We start from the raw sequence: 15,297 nt of genomic DNA on the forward strand, positions 1-15,297 counted from the left end.
TGATATGCCGCAGACACCTTTGCATGCCACCCACGAGAAGCTGGGTGCGCACTTCACGGACTTCGGTGGCTGGACCATGCCGCTAAAGTACGGCAAGGAGCTCGACGAGCACCGCGCTGTGCGCGGGGACGTTGGCATTTTTGACCTGTCTCATATGGGTGAGATTGATGTGAAGGGCCCTGAAGCCGGTGCCTTCCTGGACTATGTGCTGATTTCTTCCCTGTCTAACCTTCAGGTTGGGAAGGCGAAGTACTCCATGCTTGTCAATGAGGATGGCGGCATCCTGGACGATCTGATCACCTACAAATTCGCTGATGACCACTACCTCGTCGTCCCCAATGCGGGTAATTCGGATGTGGTGTGGGCTGCGTTCCAGGAGCGTGTGGGTAACTTCGATGTGGAGATCCGTAATGATTCGCAGGCCATCGCGCTCGTCGCAGTGCAAGGCCCGCGGTCGCTCGAGGTGCTCGAACCGCTTCTCGACGGCTCCCCGGCCGACCTCGCCTACTACTCCGGCGCCTGGATGAACCTGAACGCCGCTGGGGGTCAGGCTGTGGAGGTCTTCGTTGCTCGCACCGGCTACACCGGTGAGGATGGCGTTGAGTTGTTCTGCCAGAGCGAGGACGCTCAGGCCGTGTGGGATTCCGTCATAGACCACGGCACGCCCTGTGGCCTGGCAGCGCGTGATTCCCTGCGCCTCGAAGCTTCCATGCCGCTCTACGGCCACGAGCTGTCTGTGGACATCACCCCGGTGGAGGCTGGCATGAGCCGTGCCTTTGCCAAGAAAGAAGCTGACTTTGTGGGTAAGGCCGCTTTGACTGGTCGCGAGCCATCCGTGGTCATTGCTGGTCTGACCTCGGAGGAGCGCCGTGCTGCCCGTGAAGGCGCTGCGATCTTCCTCGCCGGGACGGATGAGCAGATTGGCACCGTCACCTCCGGTCAGCCCTCCCCCACTTTGGGCCATCCAGTAGCTTTGGCACACATTGCGCCCAACCATGCCGAGGTGGGCACTAAGGTGGACGTGGACATCCGGGGTAAGCGGTATGCCTACACCATCAGCGACACCCCCTTCTACTCCCGAAAGGACAAGTAACTATGTCTGATCTGCCCCAGGAATTCTCCTACTCTGAGGACCACGAATGGATCAATGCTGCTGCTGATGCAGTGGTAGGCCAGACCGTGCGCATCGGCATCACGTCTGTTGCTACGGAGCGTCTCGGTGAGATTGTCTTTGCTGAGCTACCGGCCGTCGGCGACACCGTGGAGGCTGGTGAGACGTGTGGTGAGGTGGAGTCCACCAAGTCCGTCTCCGACCTGTACTCCCCTGTCGCCGGTACCGTCACCGCGGTCAACGAGGAGATTGAGGACAACTACGAGGCCATCAACAACGACCCGTTCGGGGAAGGCTGGCTGTTCGAGGTTGAAGTCGAGTCCGCTGGTCCGCTCTTGACTGCGGATGAGTACGCTGCCGCTAACGGCGTGTAAGTTTCCGCGGGGGCTACCATGTAGTGCATGACAGCCCCCCGCGAACCATTCTTTCCGGCCGATAGGTCAATCCGAGCCTCAGATTCCCCACTTGACGTGCGGGAACTGGGGCTTGTTGATTATGAGGAAACGTGGCACCTCCAAGCCGAACTCGCCGCTCAACGCGCCGATGACGCCATCGGTGACACTCTGCTCGTGCTCCAGCACCCCAGCACGTACACCGCCGGAAAGCGCACACAACCGGAAGACATGCCGGACAATGGGCTGCCTGTGGTCCAGGTTGACCGTGGCGGGCGCATCACCTGGCATGGTGAGGGCCAGCTAGTGGTGTACCCGATCATCAAACTCGCCGATCCAGTCGATGTCGTTGACTTCGTCCGTCGCATCGAAGAAGCCATGATCGCCACCATTCGCGAGTTCGGGGTGGACAAGGCCGGGCGTATCAGCGGTCGCTCGGGCGTCTGGGTCCCCGCCGACGAGTTCCGCCGCGACCGCAAAATCGGCCAGATTGGTATCCGTATCACCCGCGGTGTGACCATGCACGGCTTATCCATCAACTGCAACAACACCCTGGACTACTTCGGGCACATCGTGGCCTGTGGCATTAATGACGCAGACGTGACCACCCTCAGCCTGGAGACCGGGCGTGAAGTAACGCCGGAGGATGTGGCACCGGGTGTCGTCGATAAGCTAGCCAGCGCTTTTAGTGGAGAGCTGCAGGTAGCAGACCACACTATCGCTTCTGGCAACGCCAAGGGATAAGGTGGACCGCGTGACTGCAGCAAAAGATGGACGCAAGCTACGCCGGGTAGAAAAACGCAACGCGCAAACCCCAATCGAATCCAAGCCGCGCTGGATCCGTAACGCGGTGAAAACTGGCCCTGAATACGAGGACATGCGCCGCAAAGTCAAGGGCGCGTCGCTGCACACCGTGTGCCAGGAAGCTGGCTGCCCCAATATCCACGAGTGCTGGGAATCCCGCGAGGCCACCTTCCTTATCGGTGGAGCCAACTGCTCCCGCCGCTGTGACTTCTGCCAGATCAACTCCGCGAAGCCGGAGCCGCTGGACGTGGAAGAACCGCAGCGCGTCGCGGAATCCGTGCGCGAGATGCAGCTGAACTACTCCACCATCACCGGCGTGACCCGCGATGACCTGGAAGATGAAGGCGCCTGGTTGTACGCCGAGGTGGTGCGCAAGATCCACGAGCTCAACCCGCACACCGGCGTGGAAAACCTCACTCCGGACTTCTCCGGCAAGCCGGACCTGCTGGCTCAGGTCTTCGAAGCCGAGCCAGAGGTGTTCGCCCACAATCTGGAGACAGTCCCGCGCATCTTTAAACGCATCCGCCCTGCCTTCCGCTACGACCGTTCACTGGAGGTCATTCGTGCAGCGCGTGACTACGGTCTGATCACTAAATCCAACCTCATCCTCGGCATGGGTGAAACCCGTGAGGAGGTCCTGCAGGCGCTGGAGGACATGCAGGATGCCGGCACTGACATCATCACCATCACCCAGTACCTGCGCCCCGGACCGCAGTTCCACCCGATTGAGCGCTGGGTGAAGCCGGAGGAGTTCATCGAGTACCGCGATGCCGCCTACGACATGGGCTTCGCCGCCGTCATGTCCGGCCCACTCGTGCGCTCCTCCTACCGCGCCGGCAAGCTCTACGTGGAGGCCATGAAGTTCCACGGCCGTAAACTGCCGGAGAACCTCAAGCACCTCGCTGAGACCTCCCAGGGTGCCACCGACCAGGAAGCAGAGACCCTGCTGAACAAGTACGGTCCGTCCCAGGACACCCCGGTCGTGTCCGCTGGTCGTCCGGCTGTCGGGCTTGGCCTGCCGGGCATCGGCGCTAAGTAAAGGGGCCTGTTCCCCTTCGCTGAGCTAGACCCCGAACTTCGGCCAGAAATCATCGAAGTACGGGGTCTAGTGTTCGGGTTTTGTACTCCCTGGGTCCATGCACGACGACAGCCCCCACCCAGAACGGATTCTTGGGCGGGGGCTGTCGTCGTGCTAGACGCTAGCTGCGTCCCTTACTTCTTAGACACCGGGATGTTGGAGCCAATCTCCCACGCATCCGGGTTGTCGCGGCTGGTGTCCGTGCCGCCGTCCTTGAACAGCGGGCGATCCAGAACGACCGACGGGATATCAAACGCGTCCACAAGGACCTCAGACCATGGGCCGAGGGAGTCGACCAGGTCATTGATCGCGGCACGAGCAGCCTTGACGCGGCCGGAGGAGAGAACGTTGTGCTCCTGGTACCAGCCAGCGTTGCGGATGATGGTGTCAAACACGAACAGGTGACGCACCTGCTCAAACACTGCGCGCTCGGCGGAGCCGACCGGCAAGGAACGCTCAGCTTCAATCATTGCCTGAACCATGAGGTTCTCAATGTAGGCCCATGCGGCGTTGAGCATGTGGTCCTGAGCCTTGTCAATGACCTTTGCGCCCTCTTCGCGGGACAGCTTGCGTGCGCCCTGAATACGGCGGATCAGGGAACGCATGACTAGCTGCTCACGGAACTGGACAACCTTGAGCTGGTAGTCCGCGTCAAAGAGCGATGCTTCCTCACCAGAGAAGGTGTCCACAACGGTCTGGACGGTGGAACCCAGGCCAGCACGGCTGCGGACGATGTCAGTGACGTTGGTGGCAGCGAACTTCACGATGTCCATGGCCGACGGATTAGCCATCTCACTGGTGTAAGCGGTAAGCAGGTTCTTACCAGCCAGCTGCAGCAAGACGGTGTTATCGCCCTCGAACGTGTTGTACACATCCGTGTCGGCGCGGAAGGTGGTCAGGAGGTTCTCCGACATGAAGCCAGCACCACCGCATGCCTCACGGCACTCTTGGATGGTGTCGGTTGCATGCTCGGTTGCCACTGCCTTGAAGGCTGCAGCCAACGTCTCCATCTCACGGGAAGCCAGTTCCTGCTGCTTGGTCGGGTTGGTCACAGACCATTCACCCGTTGCCTGGCGGGAGGTTTGGTCCGCGTAGCGCTGTGTCAGCTGGTTTTGCAGGACCTGAAGGGCGTAGGTGCGAGCCAGCGGAATGATCAGGCGACGACGGTGCGCACGGTAGTCAATAAGTTTGTCCTCGGTGCCGGTGTCACCGTAGTCAAACTGGCGGCGCTGGTGTGCATATTTCACAGCGATTGCCAGTGCCGACTTGGTTGCGCCTGCACCAGCAGCCCCCACGGCGATACGTCCACGGATCAGGGTGCCCAGCATCGTGAAGAAGCGGCGGTTCTTGGACTCGATCGGGGAGGTGTAGTTACCTTCCTCGTCGACGTCGCCGAACTGATTGAGCAGTGCTTCGCGTGGAATGCGGACATTATCAAAGGTCAGGGTACCGTTGTCAACGCCGAGCAGGCCGCCCTTGTGGCCGTGGTCGCCGATGGTGACACCTTCGACTGGGGAGCCGTCATCTTCACGGATACGCACCACGAAGCAGTGCACGCCGTGGGACTCTTGCTCGCCCGGGGTGTGCAGCTGAGCAAAGACAGCGGACCAACGGCCATCGCGCGCGGTGTTGCCGATGTAGACCTTGGTGGCAGACGGAGTCGGAGTGTTGATAACAAACTCCTTGGTCTCCGGGTCGTAGGTCGCCGTGGTCTCCAGGTCTTGAACGTTGGAGCCGTGGCCACGCTCGGTCATGCCGTAGGAGCCAAGCTTGGACAGGTCCATTGCACCCTGTGCGTACTCACGGTGGCGCTCAGTACCCAGGACATCCACAGCGCCGCCCCACAGGCCGAACTGCACGCCGGACTTAATAGCCAGGGAGCCGTTGAACTGACCCAGCAGGTCCAGGCCCAAGATGCCCACATGTGCCTCACCGGAACCGCCGTTGGCCTTGGAGAAGGCAGTTTGCATCATGCCGGAGGTAGCCACCATCTTGACCTTCTCCAGCAGTGCTGCGCGGATCTCCTCGATGGAGCCCTCAATCATCGGCAGAGCTTCCTCACGGTTGAGCTGCTCGCGGATGTTGTCTTTCACGGGTTCCCAAGGGCCGTCGAGAAGCGTCTTCAGCTTTCCAGCGATGGCGGTGTCTGGGGTTTCCGGAAGAGTCTGTGGGGAGCGGGACTCCGGCTTGGCCTTACGTCCACCTTTTTCTTCAGGAGATGTCATTGTTTTTATTCCTTTGCGAAGAGAGGATTACAGAGATGAAGGTATATCGGCGCTTAGCGCTCGAGGATCGCCACGACGCCCTGGCCGCCTGCAGCGCAGACAGACACGAGGGTGCGGCCACCGCCGTTTTCCTCCAGCATCTTCGCTGCGGAAGCGAGGATACGGGCACCGGTTGCTGCGAACGGGTGGCCAGCTGCGAGAGAAGAACCCTTGACGTTGAGCTTGGAGCGGTCGATGGAGCCCAGCGGCTTGTCCAGACCAAGGCGCTCGCGGCAGTAGGTCTCGTCTTCCCATGCCTTCAGCGTTGCCAGAACCTGGGATGCGAATGCCTCGTGGATCTCATAGAAGTCAAAGTCTTGGAGGGTCAGGCCGTTGCGCTCCAGCAGACGCGGAACAGCGTAGGTCGGGGCCATAAGCAGGCCGTCCTTGCCGGACACGAAGTCAACTGCAGCCAGTTCAGAATCAACTAGGTATGCCTTGACCGGCAGGTTGTGCTCCTTCGCCCACTCCTCGGAAGCGAGCAGCACGGATGCTGCGCCGTCCGTCAGCGGGGTGGAGTTACCAGCCGTCATGGTGGCGGTGCCACCGTGCTGTTCTGCATCCTTTTTGCCAAACACCGGCTTGAGGCCAGCAAGCTTTTCCACCGTGGAATCCGGGCGGAGGTTGGTGTCGCGGTTGACGCCAAGGTACGGCGTGATCAGATCATCAAAAAAGCCCTCCTCGTACGCCTTAGCCAGGTTTTGGTGGGAGGCCGCTGCGAGTTCGTCCTGCGCTTCACGGGTGATCTCCATCTCGCGCGCGGTGATCGCTGCGTGCTCACCCATGGACAGGCCGGTGCGCGGTTCACCGTTCTGCGGCTGTTCCGGAGCAAGCTGGTTCGGACGGATGGAACCGACGAGCTTGAGCTGGTCCTTGGCAGACTTCGCGTTGGACAGGCGGATCAGGGTCTTGCGCAGGCGGTCATTGATAGCCAGCGGAGCGTCCGAAGTGGTGTCCGCGCCACAGGCAATGCCGGACTCGATGCGACCAAGAGCAATCGCGTCAGCCACCTGAATAGCGGAGGTCAGGGAGGTGCCGCAGGCGTGCTGCAGATCAAATGCCGGGGTGGTGGAAGATAGTTCCGAACCAATCACGGACTCACGCACAAGGTTGAAATCACGGGCGTGCTTCAGCACTGCGCCGCCGACGACGAGCCCCAGCTCCTCATCCTGAAGGCCGTAACGTGCCACGAGGCCGTTGAGGGCTGACGTGAGCATGTCCTGGTTGGAAGCGTTTGCGTATTCCTTGTTGGAACGCGCAAAGGGAATACGGTTACCACCAAGGATGGCTACTTTACGGGGTGCATTCATGCTTGTTTTTCCTGCTCTTCCGATGAATGGTTGTGATAATCCGATGTGTCACCGCGATTATCAGAGGACGTATGTACTGTACTTTACAAAGTTAGTCCTTTGTAAGGTTCGTCACCTTAGTGATCTTATAATAGTATCCGACACAGAGCTACCGCTTTAAATAGCGGAGCGCGCTGATGACATGAATGCCTATCTATATAAGGAGAAAATAGTGGCATCCCAAGGCCTCCTCGAACAGTTCATCAACTCCCCTGTCGCCGGCAAACTCGGTGTTCCTCAGGGCTACCCGCTGCGTCGTTACAAGCAGGGTGAGCCCCTGCTGCACGGCCCCGTCGTCGTGGGTGGCACCGGTCGCTTGGTGGAGCAGCTCACCACACTCCTCGACGGCCCCTACAAGCTCCTGAAGGCTGAAGCTGACACGAAGCGCGCTGGCATCATTTTTGATGCAACCTCCCTGTCCAAGCCGGAAGATCTGGAGGAGCTCTACTCCTTCTTCCACCCGCAGCTGAAGAAGGTTCTCGATAACGCTCGCATCGTTGTCATCGGCACCACGCCGGAGCTTATCGACGATGTGGATGCACGCATCACCGCCCGTTCCCTCGAAGGCTTCACTCGTTCCCTGGCGAAGGAAATGCGGAAGTCCGCTACCGTCCAGCTGGTGTACGTGGACCCGTCCATTGACGGCTCCAAGATTGACAAGGTGGAGTCCACCCTGCGCTTCCTCCTGTCCGGCAAGTCCGCCTTCGTTGATGCTCAGGTCATCCGCATCACCCCGGCGGATGTTGAGCTGCCGAAGAGCTGGGATAAGCCGCTTGAAGGCCGTCTCGCTGTTGTGACCGGTGCTGCTCGCGGTATTGGTGCAACCATCGCTGAGACCCTGGCGCGTGATGGGGCAAAGGTCATCTGCGTGGACATCCCGCAGGCAGGCGAAGGTCTGGCGGAGACCGCTAACAAAGTGAAGGGCACTGCCCTTCCCCTCGACGTGACCGACCCGAAGGCTGCCGAAGAGATCATCCAACACGCCCAGGACCGTTACGGCCGCAAGATTGACACCATCGTCCACAATGCTGGTGTCACCCGCGACAAGCTGCTGGTCAACATGGATGAGGGCCGTTGGAACATGGTCCAGAACATCAACCTCGTTGCACCGGTGCGCATCACCGAGGCACTGCTTGACGCTGATGCTTTTGCTGATACCCCGGCCATTATCGGTGTGTCCTCCATGGCTGGTATCGCCGGTAACCGTGGCCAGACCAACTACGCCACCACCAAGGCTGGTGTCGTTGGTTTCGTCGACGCACTGGCTGAGAGGGTCGCTGCCCTGGGCGGCTCCATCAACGCTGTTGCACCGGGCTTCATCGAGACCGACATGACCGCTGCTATGCCTTTCGGTCCCCGTGAGGTTGGCCGTCGCCTGAACTCCCTCAACCAGGGAGGTCAGCCTGTCGACGTCGCTGAGACCGTCGCGTTCTTCTCAGCACCATCCTCCGTGGCCGTCAATGGCAACACCGTCCGCGTCTGCGGCCAGAACCTCCTGGGGGCTTAAGCACGATGAGTGAGAAATCCCCTAAGGACACAGCCGAAGATTTGAAGAAGAAGGCCGAAGAAATCGCCGACAAGATCGAGGACAAGGTCGAAGACGCCTTCGATGACGCCAAGGATGCCATCGAAGAACTCGCCGACAAGGTGGAGGATAAGGTCGAGGACGCTGTCGAAGACGTGCAGGACAAGGCCAAGGAAACCAAGGCAGCCAAGGCCACGAAGGCTGAAGCGCCGAAGGCAGAGCCAGTCAAGGCCACCGGCGAGCGTGAGTTTGAGAAGCTGAAGCAGATCCCGGATCTGTCCGCCATTACGCGAAAGGTCTTCTTCGGTGCGCTTCCTGGTATCGGTGGTAGCCGTGAGGCGAAGCAGGATCCAACGTCGGCGATTCAGGTGGACGGGGTGCGCGTGGATAAGCAAAATCTTGCTGAGTACACGCAAGCAACTGGCCTGCGCCTGAGCAATGAGCTGCCGCCAACCTACTTCTTCGTGCTTGGTTTCCCACTGACCATGGAGCTGCTCTCCCGCCCGGACTTCCCGTATCCGGCGATGGGTGCGGTGCATATTTCTAACGTCATCGAGCAGACTCGCCCGCTGACTGTGGATGAGACGTTTAGCGTGCGCGCGTACGCCACGAATGTTCGCCCGCACCGTCGCGGCCTGCTTGTCGACGTAATTACGGAGGTCACACCCGACGGTGAACCCGCACCGGTATGGAAACAGACCTCGAGCTTCCTGGGTATGGGCGCGAAGTTCTCCAAGTCCGCGGATGTGTCCGTGACTACCCGCGCGGAGGATTCCGGCAAGGTTCTGCCGCCTGCTGTGCTGCCGGAGTTCAAGCCGAATGCTCGCTTCCGTTGGACCCGCAGCGACGTCAACGCATACGTCAAGGCGTCCAACGACCACAACCCGATTCACACCTCCAACATCGGCGCCAAACTGTTCGGTTTCCCGGCAGTGATCGCGCATGGCATGCTGTCCGCAGCATCCGTGCTGGCACCACTGGAAGGCAAGCTACCGCCGGCACTGCGATATTCCGTGGAGTTTGTGAAGCCGGTAGTCATCCCGGCCTCCGTGGCGCTGTGGACCACCAAGCAAGCTGATGGCTCCTACGACATCCAGCTGCGCAATTCTTCCAAGCCGGAGAAGCTACACCTCAACGGCGAAGTGGCCCCTCTCTAAGCCGAGCAAACCGCCTCACCCCGCGTCTGCATAAGACGCGGGGTTTTCTCTGCGTGAGTGCCAGTTCGAAAGGCCCAGTGCTGGTGGGTAGTCTGGAGTGCATGGCTAAGGACAAAAACGAACGCGCCCTTGAGGCAGCCGCGAAGAAGGAACAGCGCACCGCTAAGCGCGCCAAGCGGAAGCAGACCCGCTCGCAGGTGTGGCAGGCCTTTAATATGCAGCGCAAGCGGGACAAGATGCTCATCCCGATCATGCTGCTGGCTATTGTTGGCGTAGCCCTCGCGTTCTTCCTCATTGGTCTGCTGTTCAATGGCCAGTGGTTCATGCTGGTTCCGGGCATCGGCTTTGGCTTCTTGCTAGCTATGTTTTTGTTCACCCGTCGCCTTGAGAACTCCATGTATGAGGAGATCGGCGATACCCCGGGTGCTGCCGGCTGGACGCTGGAGAATATGCGCAACTCCATGGGCATTGTGTGGCTGACCAAGACAGCTGTGGCTGCTAACACGAACATGGATACGGTCCACCGCGTGGTGGGCAACCCAGGCGTGGTCCTCGTGGGCGAGGGCGACCCGAAGCGCCTAAAGCCACTCATGGACAAAGAGCGTAAGCGTGTTGACCGCCTGCTCGCTGGTGTGCCGATCCATGAGGTGTACGTCGGTTCCGGCGAAGGCCAAGTGCCTCCGCAGAAACTACAGCGCCACCTGCTCAAGCTGCCGAAGAACTACCAGAAGAATGACGTGTACGCCTTCAACGCCAAGCTGGATGCCATGGACAATGTCCGCGGTGGTCAGCGCGCAGGGTTGCCGAAGGGCCCCATGCCACACCAGGCGCAGAACATGTCTGGTATGAACCGCCGAATGCGCCGCATGCAGCAGCGTTAAGGTTAATAGCGCACAGGCATCACAGCGGGACGCCGCCTGGCCTAGATCGAGGAATCTGTGAGCGAGAACCAACACTCAGATATGGCCGCGGAGGCTACTGCTGCCCTGCGTTATGGGACGCTTCTTTTATCCGCGGGCTCCTCCGGTTACCGGGTCATTCGCGCGGTCAAACGCTGCGCGCGCTCCCTGGGGTTTTCTGATGCCGATGTGCTTGTCGGTTTCAACACCATCAGCTGCACCTTCCACAAGGGAAATGAATTCCGCACGGTCGTGGCAAATGTGCCGCTGCCTGGAGTTAATGCCTCGCGGATTGAGGCTTTAGAGTCCGGCTCACACGGATTCCTGCAGGAGTATCACACCGCCGAAGAGATCGATGAATACCTCGACCAGATCGAGAGTATCCCCTCACCGCGCTGGGGAATTGTCACCAGCATGATCGCGGCAGGGCTTGCGTGCGCGGGATTCGCAGTGCTCAATCAATTCGGCTACGAGATGGCTCTGTTTGTTTTCTTCGCTGTTCTTGCCGGTAAATTTGTGCGCATCAAGCTTCACGACGAAAGGTTTAACGTCCTCGGCATCACCGCCGTATCCGCACTCACCGCGACTGGGATGTTCTTCCTCCTGGTCCGCATCTTCCCCACTTCAAGTGATCTTTCGCCTGGCTTTATCGCCTCAGTGCTCTTCCTTATTCCGGGCTTTCCCTTGTTCTCAGCATTCGTGGATTTGTCGCGCTTCGACTTCACCTCCGGCATTCCACGACTCGTCTTCGCCGCAGAAGTCATCACGGTGATCATGCTCACCGTGACTGTTGTGACCATGCTTTCTGGAACACCGGAGGCACCGGCGCAGACCATCATCGTCGACTGGGAGTATTTCCTTTCTGGTGCGGTAGCCAGTTTTGTCTCAGTCGGTGGTTTCGCGCTGATCTTCAATTCGTCGAAACGCATGGCACTCATCGCGGCAAGCGTGGGTATGTTGGCCAACCTAGGTCGACTTGCGCTACTTACCGTCGGCGCGCGTGGCTTCCTTGCTGCTTTCCTTGCAGCGCTGTTCATCGGCCTGGTGGGGAGCTTGGCTTGCCGTGCTGCCCGAATCCCACGTGTCAGCGTGACTATTCCGGCATCAGTGGTGATGATCCCGGGGCCGGCAATTTACGCCTCCGTATACAATTTCGCACTCGGTGAGACAGCACTGGCGCTGACAAAGATGACAGATGTGGTTCTTGTGGTCCTCTACATCGGTGGTGGGCTCGCCATTGCCCGCATGATTACGGACAAAACCTGGGCATTCGAGCACCACATTGACTTCAACAAGGAACTTGGCGGGGTGCCTCATCCTCGCTGATCAGCTTATTATTTGCTCATAATCACTGTCGTGCCCGTGGCACGGTCGTGCATACCGCGTCCATTCTCATCCACGATCGCAGCGGGGAACACAAAACCGGTGAGGATGGTGCGCAGAGCGGCGCGCCAAAGGCCGACGGTGTTCCCCGGCTCGTCGATACGCGCGACACCCATGCCCAGGATTGCCATTCCTGGCGTGCGGGCAAACAACCAACCGGTGATGATGCCCAGCACCACCCACAGCAAATAGGTCAACGTCGCTGTTCCGCCGAAAGTGTGGGTGTACGTGACAATGAATGCGGCAAGCCCCCAACAAATAAACCAATCAATGAGGACACCAATGGCGCGACGCATCACACTTGCCTGCGCACCCGGTCCTGATTCTGGGAGGCCCAAGTTTTGGCCTGGCCAGTCCTGTGGCGCATACGGGTGGGCAGCATCGCGAGCATTATTCGGCATGAACTCACGATAGTGCACTTTTTACTGAGCTCGAAAGCGCTTGAAGCGAAACGGGCCAGAATCCATGTACGATCGTTGAGAGCACACGATCTGTATTCAAGGAGTATCCACCCGTGGCCTTCGACAACATCCAAGACACCATGAAGTACATCAAGGATGAGGAGGTCGAGTTTGTAGACGTTCGCTTCACGGACGTCCCTGGAACCGAGCATCACTTCTCCATTCCTGCATCCATGTTTGATGAAGATGTCGTAGAAGAAGGCTTGGCGTTCGACGGATCGTCGATTCGCGGCTTTACGACGATTGAGGAATCCGACATGATCCTCATGCCGGACCTGGCCACCGCCCAAATTGATCCTTTCCGTAAGGCGAAGACCCTCAATGTGAAGTTCTTCGTCAACGACCCCTTCACCCATGAGGCCTTCTCCCGCGACCCGCGCAATGTAGCCCGCAAGGCTGAGGAGTACTTGGAGTCAACCGGTATCGCCGACACCTGCTTCTTCGGCGCTGAAGCTGAGTTTTATCTCTTTGATTCTGTGCGTTACTCCTCTGAGCCACACCGCGGTTTCTACGAGGTAGATTCCATCGAAGGCTGGTGGAACCGCGACCGTGAGACCGAGCTGGACGGCTCCCCCAACCAGGGCTACAAGACTCGTATGAAGGGCGGCTACTTCCCTGTTCCGCCGTACGACAAGACGCTAGATGTGCGCGATGACATGGCACTGAATCTGGCTGAAGCTGGTTTCGAAATCGAGCGTTTCCACCACGAGGTCGGCTCGGGCGGCCAGCAGGAAATCAACTACAAGTTCAACACCCTCCTGCACGCCGCAGATGATCTGCAGACCTTCAAGTACATCGTCAAAAACACCGCGCAGAAGTGGGGCAAGACCGTCACCTTCATGCCGAAGCCACTTGCCGGTGAGGCCGGGTCTGGTATGCACGCCCACCAGTCCCTGTGGAAGGACGGCGAGCCACTGTTCTATGACGAATCCGGCTACGGCGGCCTGTCTGACATCGCCCGCTGGTACATCGGTGGCATCCTGCACCACGCCGGCGCTGTGCTCGCGTTCACCAACCCGACGCTGAACTCCTACCACCGTCTGGTTCCAGGCTTCGAGGCCCCGATCAACCTGGTCTACTCCCAGCGCAACCGCTCCGCCGCGATCCGCATCCCGATCACGGGCTCCAACCCGAAGGCAAAGCGCATCGAGTTCCGCGCACCGGACCCAAGCGGCAACCCCTACCTCGGCTTCGCTGCCATGATGATGGCTGGCCTGGATGGTGTGAAAAACCGCATCGAGCCGCACGAGCCGGTGGACAAGGACCTCTACGAGCTCCCGCCGGAGGAAGCAAAGTCCATCCCACAGGCACCGACCTCCCTCGAAGCATCCCTCGCCGCATTGGAGGAGAACTACGAATTCCTCACCGAAGGCGACGTGTTCACCGAGGACCTCATCCAGACCTACATCAAGCTGAAGCACGACCGCGAGATTGCGCCGTCCCGCCTCGGCCCAACACCGCTGGAGTATGAGCTGTACTTCGACGTTTAAGCTCACCTGGGACTTTTGCGTTTCTGACCTGCTAGTATTTGTGAAACTGGTCGGATAAACTACACCCCCGGATTCCGTGATGGAGTCCGGGGGTTTTGTCGTGTTCGGTGCCGGTGGCGGATTCTAGCGTTCGTTGCAACGTTTCCTAGGTTCCGGTCAATCCTAGTAGTTCGGCCATGCGTTCTGCTGGGGTGTCGTAGTCCAGGGTCTTTCGCGGTCGATTGTTGAGTTTCAGGGCTACTAGTTCGAGGTCTTCAGGACCGTAAACGTTTAAGTCAGCGCCTTTCGGGAAGTACTGCCGCAGCAACCCGTTCGTGTTCTCATTGGTGCCTCGCTGCCAAGGCGAACCCGGATCACAGAAGTACACCGGGCAATCCGTCGCGATGCTGAAGGATCGGTGGCCAGCCATTTCAGCGCCTTGGTCCCATGTCAATGAGCCGCGTAGGTGCTCGGGCAAAGTCATGATGGTTTCAACTAGAGCATCGCGCACAGCCACCGCGTTATGACCGTGGGGAAGGTGCAGCAGCATAACGTAGCGGGTCTGACGTTCGACAAGGGTTCCGATAGCGGATTTACCTCCGGCGCCGATGATGAGATCGCCTTCCCAATGACCTGGTACTGCCCGATCTTCAATATCTGCCGGCCGGTCAGAAATCATGATCATCGGATCGATGAACCGGCTGCGCGGGATGCGTTGACCCTGGGGCTTGCGCCGTGTCCGGCCGCTGCGCATCGCGCTGGCAACAACCTTTTTCATCTCACCTTTAGCCTGGAAGTACAGCTCTTGGTAGATCGTTTCATGACTCACGTGCATAGTGTCATCGCCGGGGAAATCTTTCCGCAAGCGGCCCGCTATCTGCTCAGGAGAATACTCCTTGCGCAGCCACGCCCACACCACTTCCTGCAACTGCGGATTTGTCGGAATCTTGCGTGGTTTCGGCCTAAACCTGCGGAAAACGGATTGACGGTGTGCCTCAAACGGCCGGTAAATCCCATCATCACCACTGTTGCGGGCAATCTCGCGCGAAATCGTCGACGCACTACGCCCCAACTCACGCGCAATTGCACGGATAGACATGTTCTGATTAACCCGGTCCGCGATCATCTCTCGGTCCTCAACCGACAGATACCGCCCATCAATGACCTTCTCCACTGCGGCCTGCGGCATTACCTGCACAGGCACACTGACCCGACCGTCAACATAACCAAGGACCTGCATAAGCCGTTTATAGCGGTGCGCATCTTCACCATCAGGAACAAACACCACCCGCCGATGACTCCCCTTGACCACGCCTTTATCAACGTCTAAAGCAGTGCGCCGACTCATTCCACACGCATCAGCGGCACTATTGCGGTCCATGCCGCATACTCGCAACTTCAGATA

General features: G+C 59.3%; 13 protein-coding genes. 9 read left to right on the plus strand and 4 right to left on the minus strand.

Annotated elements, in window-relative coordinates:
- The first annotated feature begins 4 nt into the window (after window positions 1-4).
- The 4 genes from gcvT to lipA are packed head-to-tail and all read left to right on the plus strand — an operon-like array spanning window position 5 to window position 3,346.
- Window positions 5-1,093, plus strand: coding sequence for a glycine cleavage system aminomethyltransferase GcvT (gcvT, locus tag HMPREF2129_RS01210; protein ID WP_034661947.1), 1,089 nt, complete (start codon window positions 5-7; stop codon window positions 1,091-1,093).
- Window positions 1,094-1,095: 2 nt separating this feature from the next.
- A complete protein-coding gene (gene gcvH, locus HMPREF2129_RS01215) occupies window positions 1,096-1,485 on the plus strand; it encodes a glycine cleavage system protein GcvH (protein WP_034661950.1) in 390 nt (129 codons plus the stop codon).
- Between the two features lie 27 nt (window positions 1,486-1,512).
- Entirely contained in the window at window positions 1,513-2,247 is a 735-nt protein-coding gene (gene lipB, locus HMPREF2129_RS01220; protein ID WP_034661953.1) for a lipoyl(octanoyl) transferase LipB, read from the plus strand.
- Between the two features lie 10 nt (window positions 2,248-2,257).
- Entirely contained in the window at window positions 2,258-3,346 is a 1,089-nt protein-coding gene (gene lipA / locus HMPREF2129_RS01225) for a lipoyl synthase (RefSeq protein ID WP_034662067.1), read from the plus strand.
- Between the two features lie 173 nt (window positions 3,347-3,519).
- On the opposite strand, the gene HMPREF2129_RS01230 is transcribed toward lipA, so the two are convergent.
- Both HMPREF2129_RS01230 and HMPREF2129_RS01235 read right to left on the minus strand, forming a co-directional pair.
- Complete coding sequence (locus HMPREF2129_RS01230; protein WP_034661960.1) at window positions 3,520-5,610, minus strand: acyl-CoA dehydrogenase family protein; 2,091 nt, start codon at window positions 5,608-5,610, stop codon at window positions 3,520-3,522.
- A 53-nt stretch (window positions 5,611-5,663) separates the two neighbouring features.
- Window positions 5,664-6,959, minus strand: a complete 1,296-nt coding sequence (locus HMPREF2129_RS01235) for an acetyl-CoA C-acetyltransferase (RefSeq protein WP_034661963.1) — start codon at window positions 6,957-6,959, stop codon at window positions 5,664-5,666.
- A 211-nt stretch (window positions 6,960-7,170) separates the two neighbouring features.
- Here HMPREF2129_RS01235 and HMPREF2129_RS01240 point away from each other — a divergent pair, with 211 nt between their 5' ends.
- The 4 genes from HMPREF2129_RS01240 to HMPREF2129_RS01255 all read left to right on the plus strand — a co-directional run bounded on the left by HMPREF2129_RS01240 (window position 7,171) and on the right by HMPREF2129_RS01255 (window position 11,905).
- Entirely contained in the window at window positions 7,171-8,505 is a 1,335-nt protein-coding gene (locus tag HMPREF2129_RS01240) for a 3-oxoacyl-ACP reductase (protein WP_034661966.1), read from the plus strand.
- Between the two features lie 5 nt (window positions 8,506-8,510).
- Window positions 8,511-9,680, plus strand: a complete 1,170-nt coding sequence (locus HMPREF2129_RS01245) for a MaoC/PaaZ C-terminal domain-containing protein (RefSeq protein WP_084576396.1) — start codon at window positions 8,511-8,513, stop codon at window positions 9,678-9,680.
- 101 nt (window positions 9,681-9,781) lie between these two features.
- Window positions 9,782-10,561 (plus strand): DUF4191 domain-containing protein, encoded by a 780-nt coding sequence (locus HMPREF2129_RS01250; protein ID WP_034661973.1) that lies wholly within the window; start codon window positions 9,782-9,784, stop codon window positions 10,559-10,561.
- 57 nt (window positions 10,562-10,618) lie between these two features.
- The gene (locus HMPREF2129_RS01255; protein WP_034661975.1) at window positions 10,619-11,905 is read left to right on the plus strand and encodes a threonine/serine exporter family protein; all 1,287 of its coding nucleotides are present in this window, start codon (window positions 10,619-10,621) and stop codon (window positions 11,903-11,905) included.
- Between the two features lie 8 nt (window positions 11,906-11,913).
- Here HMPREF2129_RS01255 and HMPREF2129_RS01260 read toward each other — a convergent pair whose 3' ends face one another.
- Complete coding sequence (locus tag HMPREF2129_RS01260) at window positions 11,914-12,363, minus strand: RDD family protein (RefSeq protein ID WP_034661978.1); 450 nt, start codon at window positions 12,361-12,363, stop codon at window positions 11,914-11,916.
- A gap of 140 nt (window positions 12,364-12,503) precedes the next feature.
- On the opposite strand from HMPREF2129_RS01260, the gene glnA reads away from it, so the two are divergent.
- Window positions 12,504-13,913, plus strand: coding sequence for a type I glutamate--ammonia ligase (glnA, locus tag HMPREF2129_RS01265; protein WP_408605812.1), 1,410 nt, complete (start codon window positions 12,504-12,506; stop codon window positions 13,911-13,913).
- A 145-nt stretch (window positions 13,914-14,058) separates the two neighbouring features.
- Here glnA and HMPREF2129_RS01270 read toward each other — a convergent pair whose 3' ends face one another.
- Entirely contained in the window at window positions 14,059-15,273 is a 1,215-nt protein-coding gene (locus tag HMPREF2129_RS01270; RefSeq protein ID WP_034661984.1) for an IS30 family transposase, read from the minus strand.
- Window positions 15,274-15,297: the final 24 nt, after the last annotated feature.

The organism is Corynebacterium tuscaniense DNF00037 (assembly GCF_000759055.1).
GTDB lineage: Bacteria > Actinomycetota > Actinomycetes > Mycobacteriales > Mycobacteriaceae > Corynebacterium > Corynebacterium tuscaniense.

Bases quoted from the DNA above. Each gene is read 5' to 3' on its own strand.
- gcvH (WP_034661950.1), top strand. From the start codon at position 1,096: ATGTCTGATCTGCCCCAGGAATTCTCCTACTCTGAGGACCACGAATGG.
- HMPREF2129_RS01270 (WP_034661984.1), bottom strand. From the start codon at position 15,273: ATGGACCGCAATAGTGCCGCTGATGCGTGTGGAATGAGTCGGCGCACT.
- lipB (WP_034661953.1), top strand. From the start codon at position 1,513: ATGACAGCCCCCCGCGAACCATTCTTTCCGGCCGATAGGTCAATCCGA.
- HMPREF2129_RS01235 (WP_034661963.1), bottom strand. From the start codon at position 6,959: ATGAATGCACCCCGTAAAGTAGCCATCCTTGGTGGTAACCGTATTCCC.
- HMPREF2129_RS01260 (WP_034661978.1), bottom strand. From the start codon at position 12,363: ATGCCGAATAATGCTCGCGATGCTGCCCACCCGTATGCGCCACAGGAC.
- HMPREF2129_RS01250 (WP_034661973.1), top strand. From the start codon at position 9,782: ATGGCTAAGGACAAAAACGAACGCGCCCTTGAGGCAGCCGCGAAGAAG.
- glnA (WP_408605812.1), top strand. From the start codon at position 12,504: ATGAAGTACATCAAGGATGAGGAGGTCGAGTTTGTAGACGTTCGCTTC.
- HMPREF2129_RS01245 (WP_084576396.1), top strand. From the start codon at position 8,511: ATGAGTGAGAAATCCCCTAAGGACACAGCCGAAGATTTGAAGAAGAAG.
- gcvT (WP_034661947.1), top strand. From the start codon at position 5: ATGCCGCAGACACCTTTGCATGCCACCCACGAGAAGCTGGGTGCGCAC.
- HMPREF2129_RS01230 (WP_034661960.1), bottom strand. From the start codon at position 5,610: ATGACATCTCCTGAAGAAAAAGGTGGACGTAAGGCCAAGCCGGAGTCC.